Source organism: Exiguobacterium sp. UBA5002 (assembly GCF_002396765.1).
Lineage (GTDB): Bacteria > Bacillota > Bacilli > Exiguobacteriales > Exiguobacteriaceae > Exiguobacterium_A.
The window spans coordinates 22,030-38,249 of record NZ_DGYQ01000049.1 but is presented as its reverse complement, the minus strand read 5'-3'; the positions used below and the strand labels follow the sequence as shown (position 1 = coordinate 38,249).

The 16,220-nt window shown below is 48.1% G+C and carries 13 protein-coding genes and 1 other annotated feature; all 13 genes read left to right on the top strand.

The annotated features are described in order from the left end of the window. Positions 1 to 135: 135 nt before the first annotated feature. The 13 genes from rplK to rpsJ all read left to right on the top strand — a co-directional run bounded on the left by rplK (position 136) and on the right by rpsJ (position 16,192). Entirely contained in the window at positions 136 to 561 is a 426-nt protein-coding gene (rplK, locus tag B4C70_RS15050; RefSeq protein WP_023466609.1) for a 50S ribosomal protein L11, read from the top strand. Positions 562 to 678: 117 nt separating this feature from the next. Continuing rightward, entirely contained in the window at positions 679 to 1,365 is a 687-nt protein-coding gene (gene rplA, locus B4C70_RS15045) for a 50S ribosomal protein L1 (RefSeq protein ID WP_064300983.1), read from the top strand. 55 nt (positions 1,366 to 1,420) lie between these two features. Continuing rightward, positions 1,421 to 1,572: a sequence feature (ribosomal protein L10 leader region), on the top strand. A gap of 50 nt (positions 1,573 to 1,622) precedes the next feature. Then, the gene (rplJ, locus tag B4C70_RS15040) at positions 1,623 to 2,129 is read left to right on the top strand and encodes a 50S ribosomal protein L10 (protein WP_023466611.1); all 507 of its coding nucleotides are present in this window, start codon (positions 1,623 to 1,625) and stop codon (positions 2,127 to 2,129) included. 76 nt (positions 2,130 to 2,205) lie between these two features. Then, entirely contained in the window at positions 2,206 to 2,574 is a 369-nt protein-coding gene (rplL, locus tag B4C70_RS15035) for a 50S ribosomal protein L7/L12 (protein WP_023466613.1), read from the top strand. A gap of 82 nt (positions 2,575 to 2,656) precedes the next feature. Then, positions 2,657 to 3,253, top strand: a complete 597-nt coding sequence (locus B4C70_RS15030; protein ID WP_023466614.1) for a class I SAM-dependent methyltransferase — start codon at positions 2,657 to 2,659, stop codon at positions 3,251 to 3,253. Positions 3,254 to 3,484: 231 nt separating this feature from the next. Next, positions 3,485 to 7,042, top strand: a complete 3,558-nt coding sequence (gene rpoB, locus B4C70_RS15025; RefSeq protein ID WP_064300988.1) for a DNA-directed RNA polymerase subunit beta — start codon at positions 3,485 to 3,487, stop codon at positions 7,040 to 7,042. A gap of 20 nt (positions 7,043 to 7,062) precedes the next feature. Then, complete coding sequence (gene rpoC / locus B4C70_RS15020) at positions 7,063 to 10,662, top strand: DNA-directed RNA polymerase subunit beta' (protein WP_035413153.1); 3,600 nt, start codon at positions 7,063 to 7,065, stop codon at positions 10,660 to 10,662. Positions 10,663 to 10,742: 80 nt separating this feature from the next. Further along, entirely contained in the window at positions 10,743 to 10,994 is a 252-nt protein-coding gene (locus B4C70_RS15015; protein WP_023466620.1) for a ribosomal L7Ae/L30e/S12e/Gadd45 family protein, read from the top strand. 125 nt (positions 10,995 to 11,119) lie between these two features. Further along, positions 11,120 to 11,539: a 30S ribosomal protein S12 gene (rpsL, locus tag B4C70_RS15010; RefSeq protein ID WP_023466621.1), complete on the top strand. Its 420-nt coding sequence runs from the start codon at positions 11,120 to 11,122 to the stop codon at positions 11,537 to 11,539. 49 nt (positions 11,540 to 11,588) lie between these two features. Further along, the gene (rpsG, locus tag B4C70_RS15005) at positions 11,589 to 12,059 is read left to right on the top strand and encodes a 30S ribosomal protein S7 (protein WP_023466623.1); all 471 of its coding nucleotides are present in this window, start codon (positions 11,589 to 11,591) and stop codon (positions 12,057 to 12,059) included. A gap of 124 nt (positions 12,060 to 12,183) precedes the next feature. Then, on the top strand, positions 12,184 to 14,262 hold the full coding sequence (fusA, locus tag B4C70_RS15000; protein ID WP_023466625.1) for an elongation factor G: 2,079 nt from the start codon (positions 12,184 to 12,186) through the stop codon (positions 14,260 to 14,262). A 117-nt stretch (positions 14,263 to 14,379) separates the two neighbouring features. Beyond that, positions 14,380 to 15,567: an elongation factor Tu gene (gene tuf / locus B4C70_RS14995; protein WP_023466627.1), complete on the top strand. Its 1,188-nt coding sequence runs from the start codon at positions 14,380 to 14,382 to the stop codon at positions 15,565 to 15,567. 316 nt (positions 15,568 to 15,883) lie between these two features. Further along, positions 15,884 to 16,192, top strand: a complete 309-nt coding sequence (rpsJ, locus tag B4C70_RS14990) for a 30S ribosomal protein S10 (protein WP_029343090.1) — start codon at positions 15,884 to 15,886, stop codon at positions 16,190 to 16,192. The last annotated feature ends 28 nt before the right edge of the window (positions 16,193 to 16,220 follow it).

The window sequence follows — 16,220 nt, the reverse complement described above, 5'->3', positions numbered from 1 at the left end:
ATGTTTTGTTTTAATGATACAATTTTTCGTGTTTGATGTTGTGCTTATTTCGATAAATAACTCGTCGAATAGAATGAGTGGGAGGACGCGCAACGTCCAATTAAACCACATTAAAGAATTAAGGAGGTGTGTCTCGTGGCGAAGAAGGTTATGAAACTCGTAAAACTTCAAATTCCTGCGGGCAAAGCAAACCCAGCTCCACCAGTTGGACCGGCACTCGGTCAAGCAGGTGTGAACATCATGGGCTTCTGTAAAGAGTTCAACGCTCGTACACAAGACCAAGCCGGCTTGATTATCCCTGTAGTCATCACGGTTTTTGAAGATCGTTCATTCACATTCATCACTAAAACTCCTCCAGCAGCAGTTCTCTTGAAGAAAGCAGCTGGAATTGAGAGTGGTTCAGGTGAACCGAACCGTAAGAAAGTAGCGACTGTCAAACGTGACAAAGTTCGTGAAATCGCTGAAACAAAAATGCCAGACCTTAACGCATCATCTGTTGAAACAGCAATGTTGATGGTTGAAGGTACTGCACGTTCTATGGGTATCGTAATCGAAGACTAATGTCTTTTTGATTACCATGAACAACGATGAGGGTCGCAGGCGGATAGTTTCTTGAAGCCTGCTACCCTTTCATTATGTGGGAGGATTTTCCGCACAACCACAAAGGAGGAACCTAAAATGGGTAAGAAGTACAAAGAAGCTGCTAAGCTTATCGATCGTACGGTTTCATACGAACTCGCAGAAGCTGTAGATTTGACTAAAAAATCTGCAACTGCGAAATTCGATGAGACTATCGAATTGGCTGTTCGTCTCGGAGTAGATCCGAAGAAAGCAGACCAACAAATCCGTGGAGCAGTCGTATTGCCACACGGTACTGGTAAAACACAAAAAGTTCTCGTCTTCGCGAAAGGTGAGAAATTAAAAGAAGCGGAAGCTGCTGGAGCAGATTACGCTGGTGATGCTGAGTACATCAACAAAATCCAACAAGGATGGTTCGACTTCGACGTTATCGTCGCGACACCAGACATGATGGGTGAAGTTGGTAAACTTGGTCGCGTTCTCGGACCAAAAGGCCTCATGCCAAACCCGAAAACAGGTACAGTTACATTTGACGTCACAAAAGCAATCAACGATATCAAAGCTGGTAAAGTTGAGTACCGTGTCGACAAATCAGGTAACATCCACGTTCCTGTCGGTAAAAAATCATTCGATAACGAGAAACTCGTTGATAACATCAACACAGTTATCGAAACTCTCGTAAAAGTTAAGCCTGCTACTGCTAAAGGTGTATACCTTAAGAACATCGCGATCGCTTCTACAATGGGTCCTGGTGTAAAAGTATCTTCAGCTGACTTCGCGAAATAATTTCGTCTAAAACGAACTTGACAACGTTCTAAGAACGCTGTTACAGTATAAAACGTTGATATATTTCGACATACCGTAGACAGAAGGTGCTCACATGGGCATAAATCCTTCCGAGGTGTTCTTGCTCAGAGAGCCTGTTTGTTCAGGTATCCTTTTTGACGATTACGCCTCCTCTGCTCTGCAGACGGAGGCTTTTTATTTGAAATCGAGCAGCCCCTCGCACCGGTACATTTCATCTACCAGGAGGTGCAACAGAAATGGCAAACGAAAAAGTTATCGCTGTCAAAGCGGATCTCGTATCTGAGATCGCTGAGAAACTCCAAGCGAGCGCAGGAACAGTTGTCGTCGACTACCGTGGTCTCACAGTAGAAGAAGTCACTGAACTTCGTAAACAACTCCGCGAAGCGGGCGTTGAATTCAAAGTTTACAAAAACGGTCTCCTCCGCCGCGCGGCAGTTCAAAGCAACCTCGAAGGTCTTGATGAAGTCTTCACAGGTCCTAGTGCGATCGCCTTCAGCAATGAAGACGTTATCGCGCCAGCTAAGATCTTGAACGACTTCGCTAAAACGCACAAGGCTCTCGAACTTAAAGGTGGTATCATCGAAGGCAAAGTCACTTCAGTAGAAGATGTCAAAGCCCTTGCGGAACTTCCATCACGCGAAGGTCTCCTTTCGATGCTCCTCAGCGTGCTTCAAGCGCCAATCCGTGGACTCGCGGTGGCAACGAACGCAATCGCAGAGCAAAAAGAAGAACAATCTGCTTAATTTCTGCTTAGCGGGATAGGCAACCAACACAATTTTCACACCCCAACGTGGGCTAAATCAAAGGAGGAAAACCATAATGGCTTTCAACAAAGAGCAATTTATCGAAGACCTCAAGGGCATGACTGTTCTTGAACTTAACGAACTCGTAAAAACAATCGAAGAAGAATTCGGCGTATCAGCAGCAGCTCCAGTAGCAGTTGCAGGTGCTGGCGCAGGCGCAGCAGCTGAAGAGCAAACTGAATTCGACGTTATCCTTACTAACGCTGGATCTGGTAAAATCAACGTCATCAAAGCAGTTCGCGAATTGACTGGTCTCGGTCTTAAAGAAGCGAAAGCTCTCGTAGACGGAACTCCAGCACCAGTTAAAGAAGGCGTTTCGAAAGAAGACGCTGAAGCAATGAAAGCTAAGCTTGAAGAAGCTGGCGCTACTGTAGAAGTTAAGTAATTTTCTTCTTCCGTAGAAACAAGAGAAGCTCGCATTGCGAGCTTCTTTTGTTTTCATCTTTTACATGAGAGGGGAAGGAAACATGGCGGATCATTATTATACGAATGACCCTTCATCGAAACGAGATCCGAAGACGTGGGAATATGTCCTGCGTGGTCAGACGCTCCGCTTTACATCGGACCATGGTGTCTTTTCGAAGAACGGAATCGATTTTGGTTCCCGTCTGTTGATCGAGGCATTCACGGAACCGGCTGTAGCGGGAGACATCTTGGATGTCGGTTGCGGATACGGACCGATGGGCATCGCGCTTTCGAAGTCGACGGGTCGTCCGGCGCACTTGATCGATGTCAATGAACGGGCGCTCGAACTAGCGGCAGACAATGCGCGCGCGAACGGTGTTTCCGTGACGACCGGTGTGAGTGACGGGTATGATGGGGTAGGCGAATCGACATTCGCAGCGATCGTGACGAATCCACCGATTCGGGCGGGAAAAACGGTCGTTCATCGTATTCTCCGGGAAGCGTATGATCACCTTGTCGTCGGCGGCGAGCTTTGGGTCGTCATTCAAAAGAAACAAGGTGGACCATCAGCGAAGAAATTGATGGAAGACGTATTCGGTATGTGTGAGACAGTTACCCGCGATAAAGGGTACTCGATATTTAAATCAATTCGGTCTTGACAAATCGAAGGATTTGTCGTTGACCGCATGTTGTGTCTATGATAGTATTATAAAATGCCATTGGAGTGATTTTTGGATAAGATGTTTGAAAGCAGCTGGCGTTCTCGACTACAGATGATTGAGTAGACAAGACGTCGCTTTTTTGCGCTTATCAATCAAAAAATGGCTTCAATGTTCGATATTACACCCGTCCTTCTCTATAAGAAGAAGTGGGTCTGAGAGGTGAATCAGTTGACTGGTCAACTTGTTCAGTACGGTCGTCACCGTCAGAGAAGAAGCTATGCACGTATCAGCGAAGTATTGGAACTTCCAAACTTAATCGAGATTCAAACGAATTCGTATGAGTGGTTCCTGCGGGAAGGTCTTCGTGAGATGTTTCATGACATTTCGCCGATTTCCGATTTCACAGGGAATCTCGTATTAGAATTCATCGACTACTCGCTCGGAGAGCCGAAGTATTCGATCGATGAATCGAAAGAGCGCGACGTGACCTATTCGGCACCACTACGCGTTAAAGTCCGTCTTCAAAATAAAGAGACGGGTGAATTGAAAGAACAAGAAGTCTTCATGGGTGACTTCCCGCTTATGACGGAGTCGGGAACATTCATCATCAATGGAGCGGAGCGCGTAATCGTTTCGCAGCTTGTTCGTTCGCCAAGTGTTTATTACAACAATAAGTTAGATAAGAACGGTAAGCGTGGATTCTCCGCGACAGTCATCCCAAACCGTGGTGCATGGCTCGAGCTCGAGACAGACGCGAAAGACATCGTTTATGTTCGCATTGATCGCACGCGTAAGATTCCAGTAACGGTTCTTTTACGTGCTCTTGGTTTCGGTACGGATCAGGAAATCATCGATCTTCTCGGTGATGATGAGTACCTCCGGAATTCACTTGAAAAAGATAATACGGAATCAACGGAAAAAGCCCTCATCGAGATTTATGAGCGTCTACGTCCGGGAGAGCCGCCGACAGTCGAAAACGCAAAAGCGTTGCTCGTGTCGCGCTTCTTTGACCCGAAACGTTATGATTTGGCAAACGTTGGTCGTTATAAAATCAATAAAAAGCTTCATCTTAAGAACCGTCTCTTCGGTCAAAAACTCGCGGAAACGCTTGTTGATCCTGAGACAGGTGAAGTCATCGCGGAAGCAGGAACGGTCCTTGATCGTCGTATGCTCGATAAAGTCCTTCCATTCCTCGAAGGATCCGTTGGTTACATCGAAGCGACGCCTACAGGCGGCGTGACGCAGGGTGAGGCTTTCAACTTACAGTCAATCAAGGTGTTCGCACCGGACGATGCTGAAGGTGAACGCATCATCAATATCATCGGTAACGGTAACATCGATCGTGACATCAAGCACATCACGCCTGCTGACATGATTGCTTCCATCAACTACTTCTTTAACTTGTTGCATGAAGTCGGTACGACAGACGATATCGACCACCTCGGTAACCGTCGTCTTCGTTCAGTCGGTGAGCTGCTCCAGAACCAATTCCGGATCGGTCTCTCACGGATGGAACGTGTCGTTAAGGAACGGATGTCGATTCAGGATCAGAATGCAATCACGCCACAGGCATTGATCAACATTCGTCCAGTTATCGCATCGATTAAAGAGTTCTTCGGTAGCTCGCAGTTGTCTCAGTTCATGGACCAAACGAACCCGCTTGCGGAATTGACGCACAAACGTCGTCTTTCAGCACTCGGACCTGGTGGTTTGACACGTGAGCGCGCTGGTTTCGAAGTTCGTGACGTACACTACTCGCACTATTCCCGTATGTGTCCGATCGAAACGCCAGAGGGACCAAACATCGGTTTGATCAACTCGTTGTCTTCGTACGCGAAGGTCAATGAGTACGGCTTCATCGAAGCGCCATATCGTCGTGTCGATCCGGAAACGGGCGTCGTCACGGATGAAATCCACTACATGACTGCTGACGAAGAGGATCTCTACGTCGTCGCACAGGCAAACATGTTGTTGACGGAAGAGAAGACGTTTAAAGATTCACACGTCCTTTCACGTTTCCGTGGACAAAACTTGTCTGTCGAACCAGCACGTGTCGATTACATGGACGTTTCACCGAAGCAGGTTGTATCTGCCGCAACGGCTTGTATCCCGTTCCTTGAGAACGATGACTCGAACCGTGCCCTCATGGGAGCGAACATGCAACGTCAGGCCGTCCCACTTCTGAACCCGGAATCTCCGATTGTCGGTACAGGAATGGAGTACGTGTCTGCGAAAGACTCAGGAGCCGCTGTCGTTGCGAAGCACGCAGGGATCGCTGAGCGTGTCACGGCGCGTGAAATCCTTGTCCGTCGTACGACGGAAGTCGATGGCAACATCGTTGAAGGGGAACTCGACCGTTACAAGATTCAAAAATTCATCCGTTCTAACCAAGGAACGTGTTATAACCAAAAACCAATCATCAAAGCAGGCGACCCAGTCGATAAAGGCGAGATCCTTGCAGATGGTCCATCGATGGACGGTGGGGAACTTGCGCTTGGTCGTAACGTACTCGTCGGTTTCATGACATGGGATGGTTACAACTATGAGGATGCTGTCATCATGAGTGAGCGTCTTGTCAAAGACGACGTCTACACATCGATCCACATCGAAGAATACGAATGTGAGTCGCGTGATACGAAACTCGGACCGGAAGAAATCACACGTGATATTCCGAACGTCGGTGATGATGCCTTGAAAAACCTCGACGATCGCGGAATCATCCGCGTCGGTGCGGAAGTCAAGGACGGCGATATCCTCGTCGGTAAAGTTACGCCGAAGGGTGTAACGGAATTGACAGCGGAAGAACGTCTTCTTCATGCAATCTTCGGTGAAAAAGCACGTGAAGTCCGTGATACATCTCTCCGTGTACCACACGGTGGTGATGGAATCATCCTCGACGTCAAAATCTTCGACCGCGATAATGGGGACGAGCTCTCACCTGGTGTCAACCAGTTGATCCGTGCTTACATCGTTCAGAAGCGTAAGATTCACGAGGGTGACAAAATGGCGGGGCGTCACGGTAACAAAGGTGTTATCTCGCGTATCCTTCCAGAAGAAGACATGCCGTACATGCCAGACGGTACGCCAATTGACATCATGTTGAACCCACTTGGGGTTCCATCACGGATGAACATCGGGCAGTTGCTCGAGCTTCACCTCGGGATGGCAGCACGTCAACTCGGCATCAAAGTCGCATCACCGGTATTCGATGGTGCGCGTGAGGAAGATGTTTGGGCAACGATTGAAGAAGCAGGTATGGATCGCGACGCGAAGACTGTCCTTTATGATGGTCGTTCGGGTGAAGCGTTCGATAACCGCATCTCTGTCGGTGTCATGTATATGATTAAACTTGCTCACATGGTCGATGATAAACTTCACGCACGTTCGACAGGACCATACTCACTCGTCACACAACAACCGCTCGGTGGTAAAGCCCAGTTCGGTGGTCAGCGTTTCGGTGAGATGGAAGTATGGGCACTTGAAGCATACGGCGCAGCCTACACGCTCCAAGAGATCCTTACAATCAAGTCGGATGACACGATCGGTCGTGTTAAAGCGTACGAAGCAATCGTCAAAGGTGAGAATGTACCACAACCGGGCGTACCGGAATCGTTCCGAGTCCTCATTAAAGAGCTTCAATCCCTCGGTATGGACGTCAAGATGATGTCTGCTGATGATGAAGAAATCGAAATGCGCGACGAAGACGAGGACAATATCCCGAACGCGACTCCAGCACTCGAAGAAGTTCAAGCGCCTGTCGCACCAGTTGTTACTGAAGAGGAATAAGCGAAAGGGAGGTCCACCCCTTGGTAGATGTTAATAGATTTGAATATATGCAAATCGGCCTCGCTTCCCCCGAAAAGATCCGTTCATGGTCTTTCGGGGAAGTGAAAAAGCCGGAGACGATCAACTATCGTACACTCAAACCGGAGAAAGACGGTTTGTTCTGTGAACGTATCTTTGGTCCAACAAAAGACTGGGAATGTTACTGTGGTAAATACAAACGGATCCGCTATAAAGGAATCATTTGTGACCGCTGTGGCGTTGAAGTCACGAAGTCGAAAGTCCGTCGTGAGCGCATGGGTCACATCGAGCTCGCAGCACCGGTTTCGCACATCTGGTACTTCAAAGGAATTCCTAGCCGTATGGGACTCGTCCTCGACATGTCACCGCGTGCGTTAGAAGAGATCATCTACTTCGCGTCGTACGTCGTCACAGATCCAGGCGAATCGACACTTGAGAAGAAACAACTCCTTTCAGAGAAAGAATACCGTGCATATCGTGAGAAGTTCGGTCGTTCGTTCACTGCTGAAATGGGTGCGGAAGCAGTTCGTAAATTGCTCCGTGACGTAGAACTCGATAAAGAAGTCGCTGCATTACGTGAAGAGCTTCGTATGATTCAAGGACAACGTCGTACTCGTGCGATCAAACGTCTTGAAGTCCTCGATGCGTTCCGTAACTCAGGCAACAATCCAGAATGGATGGTGCTTGAAGTACTTCCAGTCATCCCACCGGAACTTCGTCCGATGGTTCAACTCGATGGCGGACGTTTCGCAACGTCTGACTTGAACGACTTGTACCGCCGCGTCATCAACCGTAACAACCGTCTCAAGCGTCTTCTTGACCTTGGCGCTCCGAACATCATCGTTCAGAATGAAAAACGGATGCTTCAAGAAGCAGTCGATGCTTTGATCGATAACGGTCGTCGTGGTCGTCCAGTCACTGGACCAGGTAACCGTCCACTTAAATCACTTTCACACATGTTGAAAGGGAAACAAGGACGTTTCCGTCAAAACTTGCTCGGTAAACGTGTCGACTACTCTGGTCGTTCGGTTATCGTCGTTGGTCCAAACCTGAAGATGTATCAATGTGGTCTTCCAAAAGAAATGGCCCTTGAGCTCTTCAAACCGTTCGTCATGAAAGAACTCGTCTCTCGTGGCATCGCACCGAACATTAAGAGTGCGAAACGGAAAATCGAGCGCGTTCAACCTGAAATCTGGGATGTCCTCGAAGAAGTCATCCGTGAGCATCCGGTTCTCTTGAACCGTGCACCGACACTTCACCGTCTCGGTATCCAGGCATTCGAACCAACGCTCGTCGAAGGACGCGCGATTCGCCTTCACCCACTCGTATGTACGGCGTACAACGCCGATTTCGATGGTGACCAAATGGCGGTTCACGTACCACTTTCAGCAGAAGCACAAGCAGAAGCACGTCTTCTCATGCTCGCTGCACAAAACATCTTGAACCCGAAAGACGGTAAACCTGTTGTTACACCATCGCAGGATATGGTCCTCGGTAACTACTACCTCACGCTCGAGCGCGAAAACGCGATCGGCGAAGGTAAAATCTTCTCGACAGTGAATGAAGCGCTCATCGCTTACCAAAATGGTTATGCGCACTTCCATACACGTGTTGCGATTCCAGCCGGCGTTCTCAAGAACCCGACATTCACGGAAGAGCAAAACGAGAAATTATTGATTACAACAGTCGGTAAGTTGATCTTCAACGAGATCCTCCCAACGACGTTCCCTTACTTGAACGAACCAACGATGACGAACCTTCAAGAAGCGACGCCGGACAAGTACTTCCTTGAAAAAGGAACAGATGTCGCGGCAGAACTGAAGAACCGTCCGATCATCGACCCATTCAAAAAAGGATTCCTTGGAAATGTCATCGCGGAAGTCTTCAAACGGTTTGAGACGACAGAAACAAGCCGCATGCTCGACCGCATGAAAAACCTCGGATTCAAACACTCGACTCGTGCCGGTATCACGGTAGGGATCGCGGACATCATCGTTCTTCCAGATAAACAAGAAATTCTTGTTGAAGCGCAGGACAATGTCGACCGCGTCATGAAATCGTACCGTCGTGGTCTCATCACAGAAGACGAGCGCTATGAGCGCGTCGTTAAATCGTGGAATGATGCGAAGGATGAAATTCAGTCTCGTCTGATGAAATCCCTCAACCGTCTCAACCCGATCTTCATGATGAGTGACTCCGGTGCCCGTGGTAACGCGTCGAACTTCACGCAGCTCGCTGGTATGCGTGGACTCATGGCCGCTCCAAGTGGACGGATCATCGAGCTCCCGATCAAATCATCGTTCCGTGAGGGTCTAACGGTACAGGAATACTTCATCTCGACACACGGTGCACGTAAAGGTCTTGCCGATACAGCCTTGAAAACGGCTGACTCGGGTTACCTGACTCGTCGTCTCGTTGACGTTGCTCAAGACGTCATCATCCGTGAAGATGATTGTGGAACGGATCGTGGTATCCGCGTCACAGCACTCCGTGAAGGAACGGAAGAAATCGAAAGCCTCTACGACCGCCTCGTCGGCCGTACGGCATTCGAAAACGTCGTTCACCCTGAAACAGGAGAAGTCCTCGTTTCAACGAACGAACTCATCGATGAAGACATCGCGCGTGTCATCACTGACGCTGGTGTCGATAACGTTGAGATCCGTACTGCCTTCACATGTAACACAAGCCATGGTGTCTGTAAGAAATGTTACGGACGCAACTTGGCAACAGGCAACGACGTCGAAGTCGGCGAAGCTGTCGGTATCATCGCGGCACAATCAATCGGTGAGCCAGGAACGCAGCTTACGATGCGTACCTTCCACACAGGTGGGGTTGCCGGAGACGATATCACACAAGGTCTTCCGCGTATCCAAGAGTTGTTCGAAGCGCGTAACCCGAAAGGTCAAGCGGTCATCTCGGAAATCGATGGTCAAGTCATCGACTTCACGGAATCGCGTGACAAACGTGAATTGACGGTCCAAGGACTCAGCGAAACACGCACATACACGATCCCATTCGGTTCGCGTCTACGTGTTCAGCTCGGGGACGAGGTCAAAGCTGGTCAAGTCTTCACGGAAGGTTCGATCGATCCGAAAGAACTCTTGAACGTTAAAGGTGTATCCGGCGTTCAGAACTACTTGCTTCAAGAAGTTCAAAAAGTATACCGGATGCAAGGGGTTGAGATCGGTGACAAACACGTCGAGGTCATGGTTCGCCAAATGATCCGTCGCGTACGTGTCATCGAGTCTGGTGAGACTTCACTCTTACCAGGTTCGCTCGTCGATATCAGCACGTTCAAGGAAGCTTGTAAAGAAGCGCTCCGTAACGGGAAAGCTCTCGCTTCGGCGAAACCAGTTCTTCTCGGTATCACGAAAGCGTCACTTGAAACAGATTCATTCCTATCGGCTGCGTCGTTCCAAGAAACGACTCGTGTCCTTACGGATGCAGCGATTAAAGGGAAGAGCGACTACCTTCGCGGCTTGAAAGAGAACGTCATCATCGGTAAGTTGGTTCCAGCTGGTACTGGGATGTCACGTTACCGTCAGATCGATCTCGAAGTAGCTGGCGAAGCACCTGTAGAAGCCGATTCTCCGGTAGAATAAAACGCCTTGACACGCCGGTATGGCGGTGCTACTATGATATAGTGTTGCCAACCGGCTGTGTTATTTTGGAGGATATCTTCATGTCTTACAAAAAAGTAGTCGGCGCAGATTTGAAGTTTGTCGGTCAAAAGCAAACGCTCAAAGCATTGCGATCTGGCAAGGCGTCGGAAGTGATCATTGCGGATGACGCAGATGAACACGTAAAACAAGCATTGCTCGATGCGGCGAAACAAGCAAACGTTCCAGTCGTGAATGTTCCTTCTAAGCAAGAGCTTGGAAAAGCTTGTGGAATCGATGTCGCAGCAACCGCTGTTGCCATTAAGAAAGTTTGATAATGCGTTTTGTGTGGCGATGGAATGCCTGAGCCACGCAAAACGTTTCATTATGACTTTCGATGAACCACCCGGCTCGGTGGTTTTGAAATTTGTCATGAATTCAGGAAGGGAGGATCTCAAAGATGCCTACTATCAACCAATTAGTCCGTAAAGGACGTCAATCAAAAGTTGTGAAATCAGATTCGCCAGCGCTGAACAAAGGGTACAACAGCTTCATTAAAGCTCGTACTGACATCAGCTCACCACAAAAACGTGGTGTTTGTACTCGTGTAGGTACAATGACTCCGAAGAAACCGAACTCGGCTCTTCGTAAATACGCACGTGTACGTTTGACGAACACAATGGAAGTAACAGCTTACATCCCAGGTATCGGCCACAACCTTCAAGAGCACAGTGTTGTTCTTATCCGTGGCGGCCGCGTAAAAGACTTACCAGGGGTACGTTACCACATCGTTCGTGGTGCGCTTGATACAGCTGGTGTTGACGGCCGTATGCAAGGTCGTTCGAAATACGGTACTAAACGTCCTAAAGTTAAAAAATAATTTAGATATCTTAAGATATCACCTCACTATATGAAAGGAGGGACTCGGAATGCCACGTAAAGGTCAAGCAGAACGTCGTGATGTAATGGCTGATCCGATCTACAACTCTAAACTCGTTACCCGCCTTATCAACCGTCTTATGTTAGATGGTAAAAAAGGTACTGCTCAACAAATCTTATACAAAGCTTTCGAAACTATCGCTGAACGTTCAGGTCGCGATGCAATGGAAGTCTTTGAAGAAGCGATGAACAACATCATGCCAGTTCTTGAAGTTAAAGCACGCCGTGTAGGTGGAGCTAACTATCAAGTTCCTGTCGAAGTTCGCCCAGAGCGTCGTACGACACTCGCACTTCGTTACCTCGTGAACTACTCACGTCTCCGTAACGAAAAAACTATGGATGCGCGCCTTGCTAACGAAATCATGGACGCTGCAAACAACACTGGTGCTTCTGTTAAGAAGCGCGAAGATATGCACAAAATGGCGGAAGCGAACAAAGCGTTTGCTCACTACCGCTGGTAATTCCGAAAATCACCACCTCATGCATGCCATTTTTAATGGAATTATGAGGTGGCTTTCGGGTATAGTCATGACGTGTGGCAACACACGACCACTAAACTAAAATGCGAAAGGAGAATGTTTAAAGATGGCAAGAGAATTCTCCCTTAAGAACACTCGTAACATCGGGATCATGGCTCACATCGATGCTGGTAAAACAACAACGACTGAGCGTATCCTGTATTACACGGGTCGTATCCACAAGATTGGTGAAACGCACGAAGGTGCTTCACAAATGGACTGGATGGAGCAAGAGCAAGAGCGTGGGATCACGATTACATCGGCAGCAACAACTGCTCAATGGAAAGGTAACCGCGTAAACATCATCGATACACCTGGACACGTAGACTTCACAGTTGAGGTTGAACGTTCACTTCGCGTACTTGATGGTGCGGTAGCAGTACTTGACGCTCAGTCTGGTGTTGAGCCACAAACTGAGACAGTATGGCGCCAAGCTACAACTTACGGCGTACCACGTATCGTTTTCGTTAACAAAATGGATAAAATCGGTGCAGACTTCTTGTACTCGGTCGGAACGCTTCGCGAACGCCTCCAAGCGAACGCACACGCGATCCAACTTCCAATCGGTGCGGAAGATGAATTCAAAGGAATCATCGACCTCGTCGAACAGAAAACATACATGTACGGCAACGATCTCGGAACTGACATCGAAGTGACTGACGGTTTCCCAGCTGATCTCGCTGATCAAGCTGAAGAACTCCGTGGATCATTGATCGAAGCAGTTGCGGATTACGAAGAAGAATTGATGATGAAATACCTCGAGGGTGAAGAAATCACAATCGACGAGTTGAAAGCGGCTATCCGTAAAGCAACTCTGACAGTTGACTTCTATCCTGTACTCGTAGGTTCGGCATTCAAGAACAAAGGTGTTCAGCTTATGCTTGACGCAGTTCTCGATTACCTCCCATCACCAATCGACGTTAAAGCGATCTCAGGTATCGACATGGATACGGATGAAGAAATCGTGCGTGAGTCTTCGGACGAAGCACCATTCTCTGCACTCGCGTTCAAAGTCATGACTGACCCTTACGTCGGTAAACTTACATTCTTCCGTGTGTACTCTGGTACAGCTTCGGCAGGATCGTACGTTAAAAACTCAACAAAAGGCAAACGTGAGCGTCTTGGACGTATCCTTCAAATGCACGCAAACAGCCGTGAAGAGATCCCGATGGTATACGCGGGTGACATCGCTGCAGCTGTAGGTTTGAAAGATACAACTACTGGAGATACGCTTTGTGCAGAGAAAGACAACGTCGTTCTCGAATCAATGACATTCCCAGAACCAGTTATCTCGGTCGCTATCGAACCAAAAACGAAAGCTGACCAAGATAAAATGGGTCAAGCCCTCGCTAAGCTTGCTGAAGAGGATCCAACGTTCCGCACTGAAACAAACCCAGAGACTGGTCAAACGATCATCTCAGGTATGGGTGAGCTTCACCTCGACATCATCGTTGACCGTATGCGTCGCGAGTTCAAAGTCGAAGCAAACGTTGGTGCTCCACAAGTAGCTTACCGTGAAACGATCCGCCAAGCGGCGAAGATCGATTCGAAGTTCGCTCGTCAATCTGGTGGTCGTGGTCAGTATGGTCACGTCGTCGTAGAATTCGAGCCGAACGAAGAAGGCGCTGGCTTCGAGTTCAACAACAAAATCGTCGGTGGTGTTGTTCCACGTGAATACATCCCAGCGGTTGAGAACGGAATCGAAGAAGCACTTCAAAACGGTATCCTTGCTGGTTACCCGGTCGTTGACGTAAAAGCTTCACTCGTCTTCGGATCGTACCACGATGTCGACTCAAACGAGATGGCATTTAAAGTTGCGGCTTCAATGGCAGTCAAACAACTCAAAGATAAGAGCGGCGCTGTTATCCTTGAGCCAATGATGAAAGTTGAAATCGTCATCCCAGACGAATACATGGGAGACATCATGGGTGATGTTACATCACGCCGTGGTCGCGTAGAAGGTATGGAAGCACGCGGTAACGCTCAAGTTGTCCGTTCAATGATTCCACTTTCTGAAATGTTCGGATACGCTACTGGTCTTCGTTCACGCACGCAAGGTCGCGGAACGTACTCGATGCACTTCGATCACTACGAAGAAGTACCGAAATCAGTTGCGGAAGAAATCATCAAAAAAGCGAACGGCTAATCCTTCACAGGTTGTCACGCTTTTATGATTAGTGTAAGCTAAGGAAGGTGTACGTTATCTTACGACTCACCTTCCTAGTTATAAAAAATTATTAGACACATAGAGGAGGAATTCAGAATGGGTAAGGAAAAATTCGACCGTTCTAAACCGCACGTTAACGTTGGTACAATCGGCCACGTCGACCACGGTAAAACAACTTTAACAGCAGCTATCTCAGCTGTACTTGCAAAAGCACAAGGTAAAGCTGCAACTAAGTTTGACCAAATCGATGGTGCTCCAGAAGAGCGCGAGCGCGGTATCACAATCGCAACAGCTCACATCGAGTACGAAACAGAAAAACGCCACTATGCACACGTTGACTGCCCAGGTCACGCTGACTATGTTAAAAACATGATCACTGGTGCTGCACAAATGGACGGCGCGATCCTCGTTGTTTCTGCAACAGATGGTCCAATGCCACAAACACGTGAGCACATCTTGCTTTCACGTCAAGTAGGTGTTCCTTTCATCGTAGTATTCATGAACAAAGTTGACATGGTTGACGACGAAGAGCTTCTTGAGCTCGTCGAAATGGAAATCCGTGAGCTTCTTTCTGAGTACGACTTCCCAGGTGATGACCTCCCAGTTATCCAAGGTTCTGCTCTTGGCGCGCTTAACGGCGAAGCTAAATGGGAAGAAAAAATCATGGAACTCATGGCAGCTGTCGATGAGTACATCCCAGAACCAACTCGTGACACTGAAAAAGACTTCATGATGCCAGTTGAGGATGTCTTCTCAATCACTGGTCGTGGTACAGTTGCTACTGGCCGCGTTGAGCGTGGAGTTCTTAAAGTCAACGACGAGATCGAAATCGTTGGTCTTCACGAAGAAACTAAAAAATCAGTATGTACTGGTGTAGAGATGTTCCGTAAGCTTCTTGACTATGCTGAAGCTGGCGACAACATCGGTGCTCTTCTCCGTGGTGTATCACGTGACGACATCGAGCGTGGACAAGTTCTCGCGAAACCAAACACAATCACACCACACAAAAAGTTCAAAGCGCAAGTTTACGTTCTTTCTAAAGAAGAGGGTGGCCGTCACACGCCATTCTTCGCGAACTACCGCCCGCAGTTCTACTTCCGTACAACTGACGTAACTGGTATGGTTCAACTTCCAGAAGGTACTGAAATGGTTATGCCTGGGGACAACATCGAAATGACTGTTGAACTCATCGCACCAATCGCTCTTGAAAAAGAAACTCGTTTCTCAATCCGTGAAGGTGGCCGTACAGTAGGCGCTGGATCAGTTACAGAAATCGTTGAGTAATTTTTAAGACAAAGGTCTTCCGTCTCCCGTGGCGGAAGACCTTTTTTCATTTCTTTGAAAACAGTCTTGCAACATGGTCTGACATCTTATATACTGAGGAAAGTGTTTGTGCGAGTGGTGAGAGACTTGAATACATATTCTATTTTATTAGTGCTTGCATTCTTGCTGGTGATTCAGTATGATAGAATATGTTGGTCACAAACACAACGCGATGAAGCGGGAGGTTATGACACACCAGGCGGCATTGCCATGGCTAGTGTGGAAATTTCCGCGGAGAATGTCTATTTACGAAATAGGCGAAAAGGAGGGAAATAACATGGCAAATGAAAAAATTCGGATCCGTTTGAAAGCATACGATCACCGCGTGCTTGATCAATCGGCTGAGAAGATTGTCGACACAGCAAAACGTTCAGGTGCTACTGTATCTGGTCCGATCCCACTCCCAACGGAGAAAGCGGTCTACACAGTACTTCGTGCCGTTCACAAGTACAAAGATGCTCGTGAGCAGTTCGAAATGCGTACACACAAACGTTTGATCGACATCGTTAACCCAACACCGAAAACTGTTGATGCGCTTATGCGTCTCGAACTTCCATCGGGCGTTGACATCGAAATCAAACTTTAATTTTTCTTCTATAGATAGTTGATACTAG

Coding starts and splice junctions, on each gene's coding strand:
- rplL (WP_023466613.1), top strand. CDS start 2,206: ATGGCTTTCAACAAAGAGCAATTTATCGAAGACCTCAAGGGCATGACT.
- fusA (WP_023466625.1), top strand. CDS start 12,184: ATGGCAAGAGAATTCTCCCTTAAGAACACTCGTAACATCGGGATCATG.
- B4C70_RS15015 (WP_023466620.1), top strand. CDS start 10,743: ATGTCTTACAAAAAAGTAGTCGGCGCAGATTTGAAGTTTGTCGGTCAA.
- B4C70_RS15030 (WP_023466614.1), top strand. CDS start 2,657: ATGGCGGATCATTATTATACGAATGACCCTTCATCGAAACGAGATCCG.
- rpsG (WP_023466623.1), top strand. CDS start 11,589: ATGCCACGTAAAGGTCAAGCAGAACGTCGTGATGTAATGGCTGATCCG.
- rpsL (WP_023466621.1), top strand. CDS start 11,120: ATGCCTACTATCAACCAATTAGTCCGTAAAGGACGTCAATCAAAAGTT.
- rplJ (WP_023466611.1), top strand. CDS start 1,623: ATGGCAAACGAAAAAGTTATCGCTGTCAAAGCGGATCTCGTATCTGAG.
- rpsJ (WP_029343090.1), top strand. CDS start 15,884: ATGGCAAATGAAAAAATTCGGATCCGTTTGAAAGCATACGATCACCGC.
- rplA (WP_064300983.1), top strand. CDS start 679: ATGGGTAAGAAGTACAAAGAAGCTGCTAAGCTTATCGATCGTACGGTT.
- tuf (WP_023466627.1), top strand. CDS start 14,380: ATGGGTAAGGAAAAATTCGACCGTTCTAAACCGCACGTTAACGTTGGT.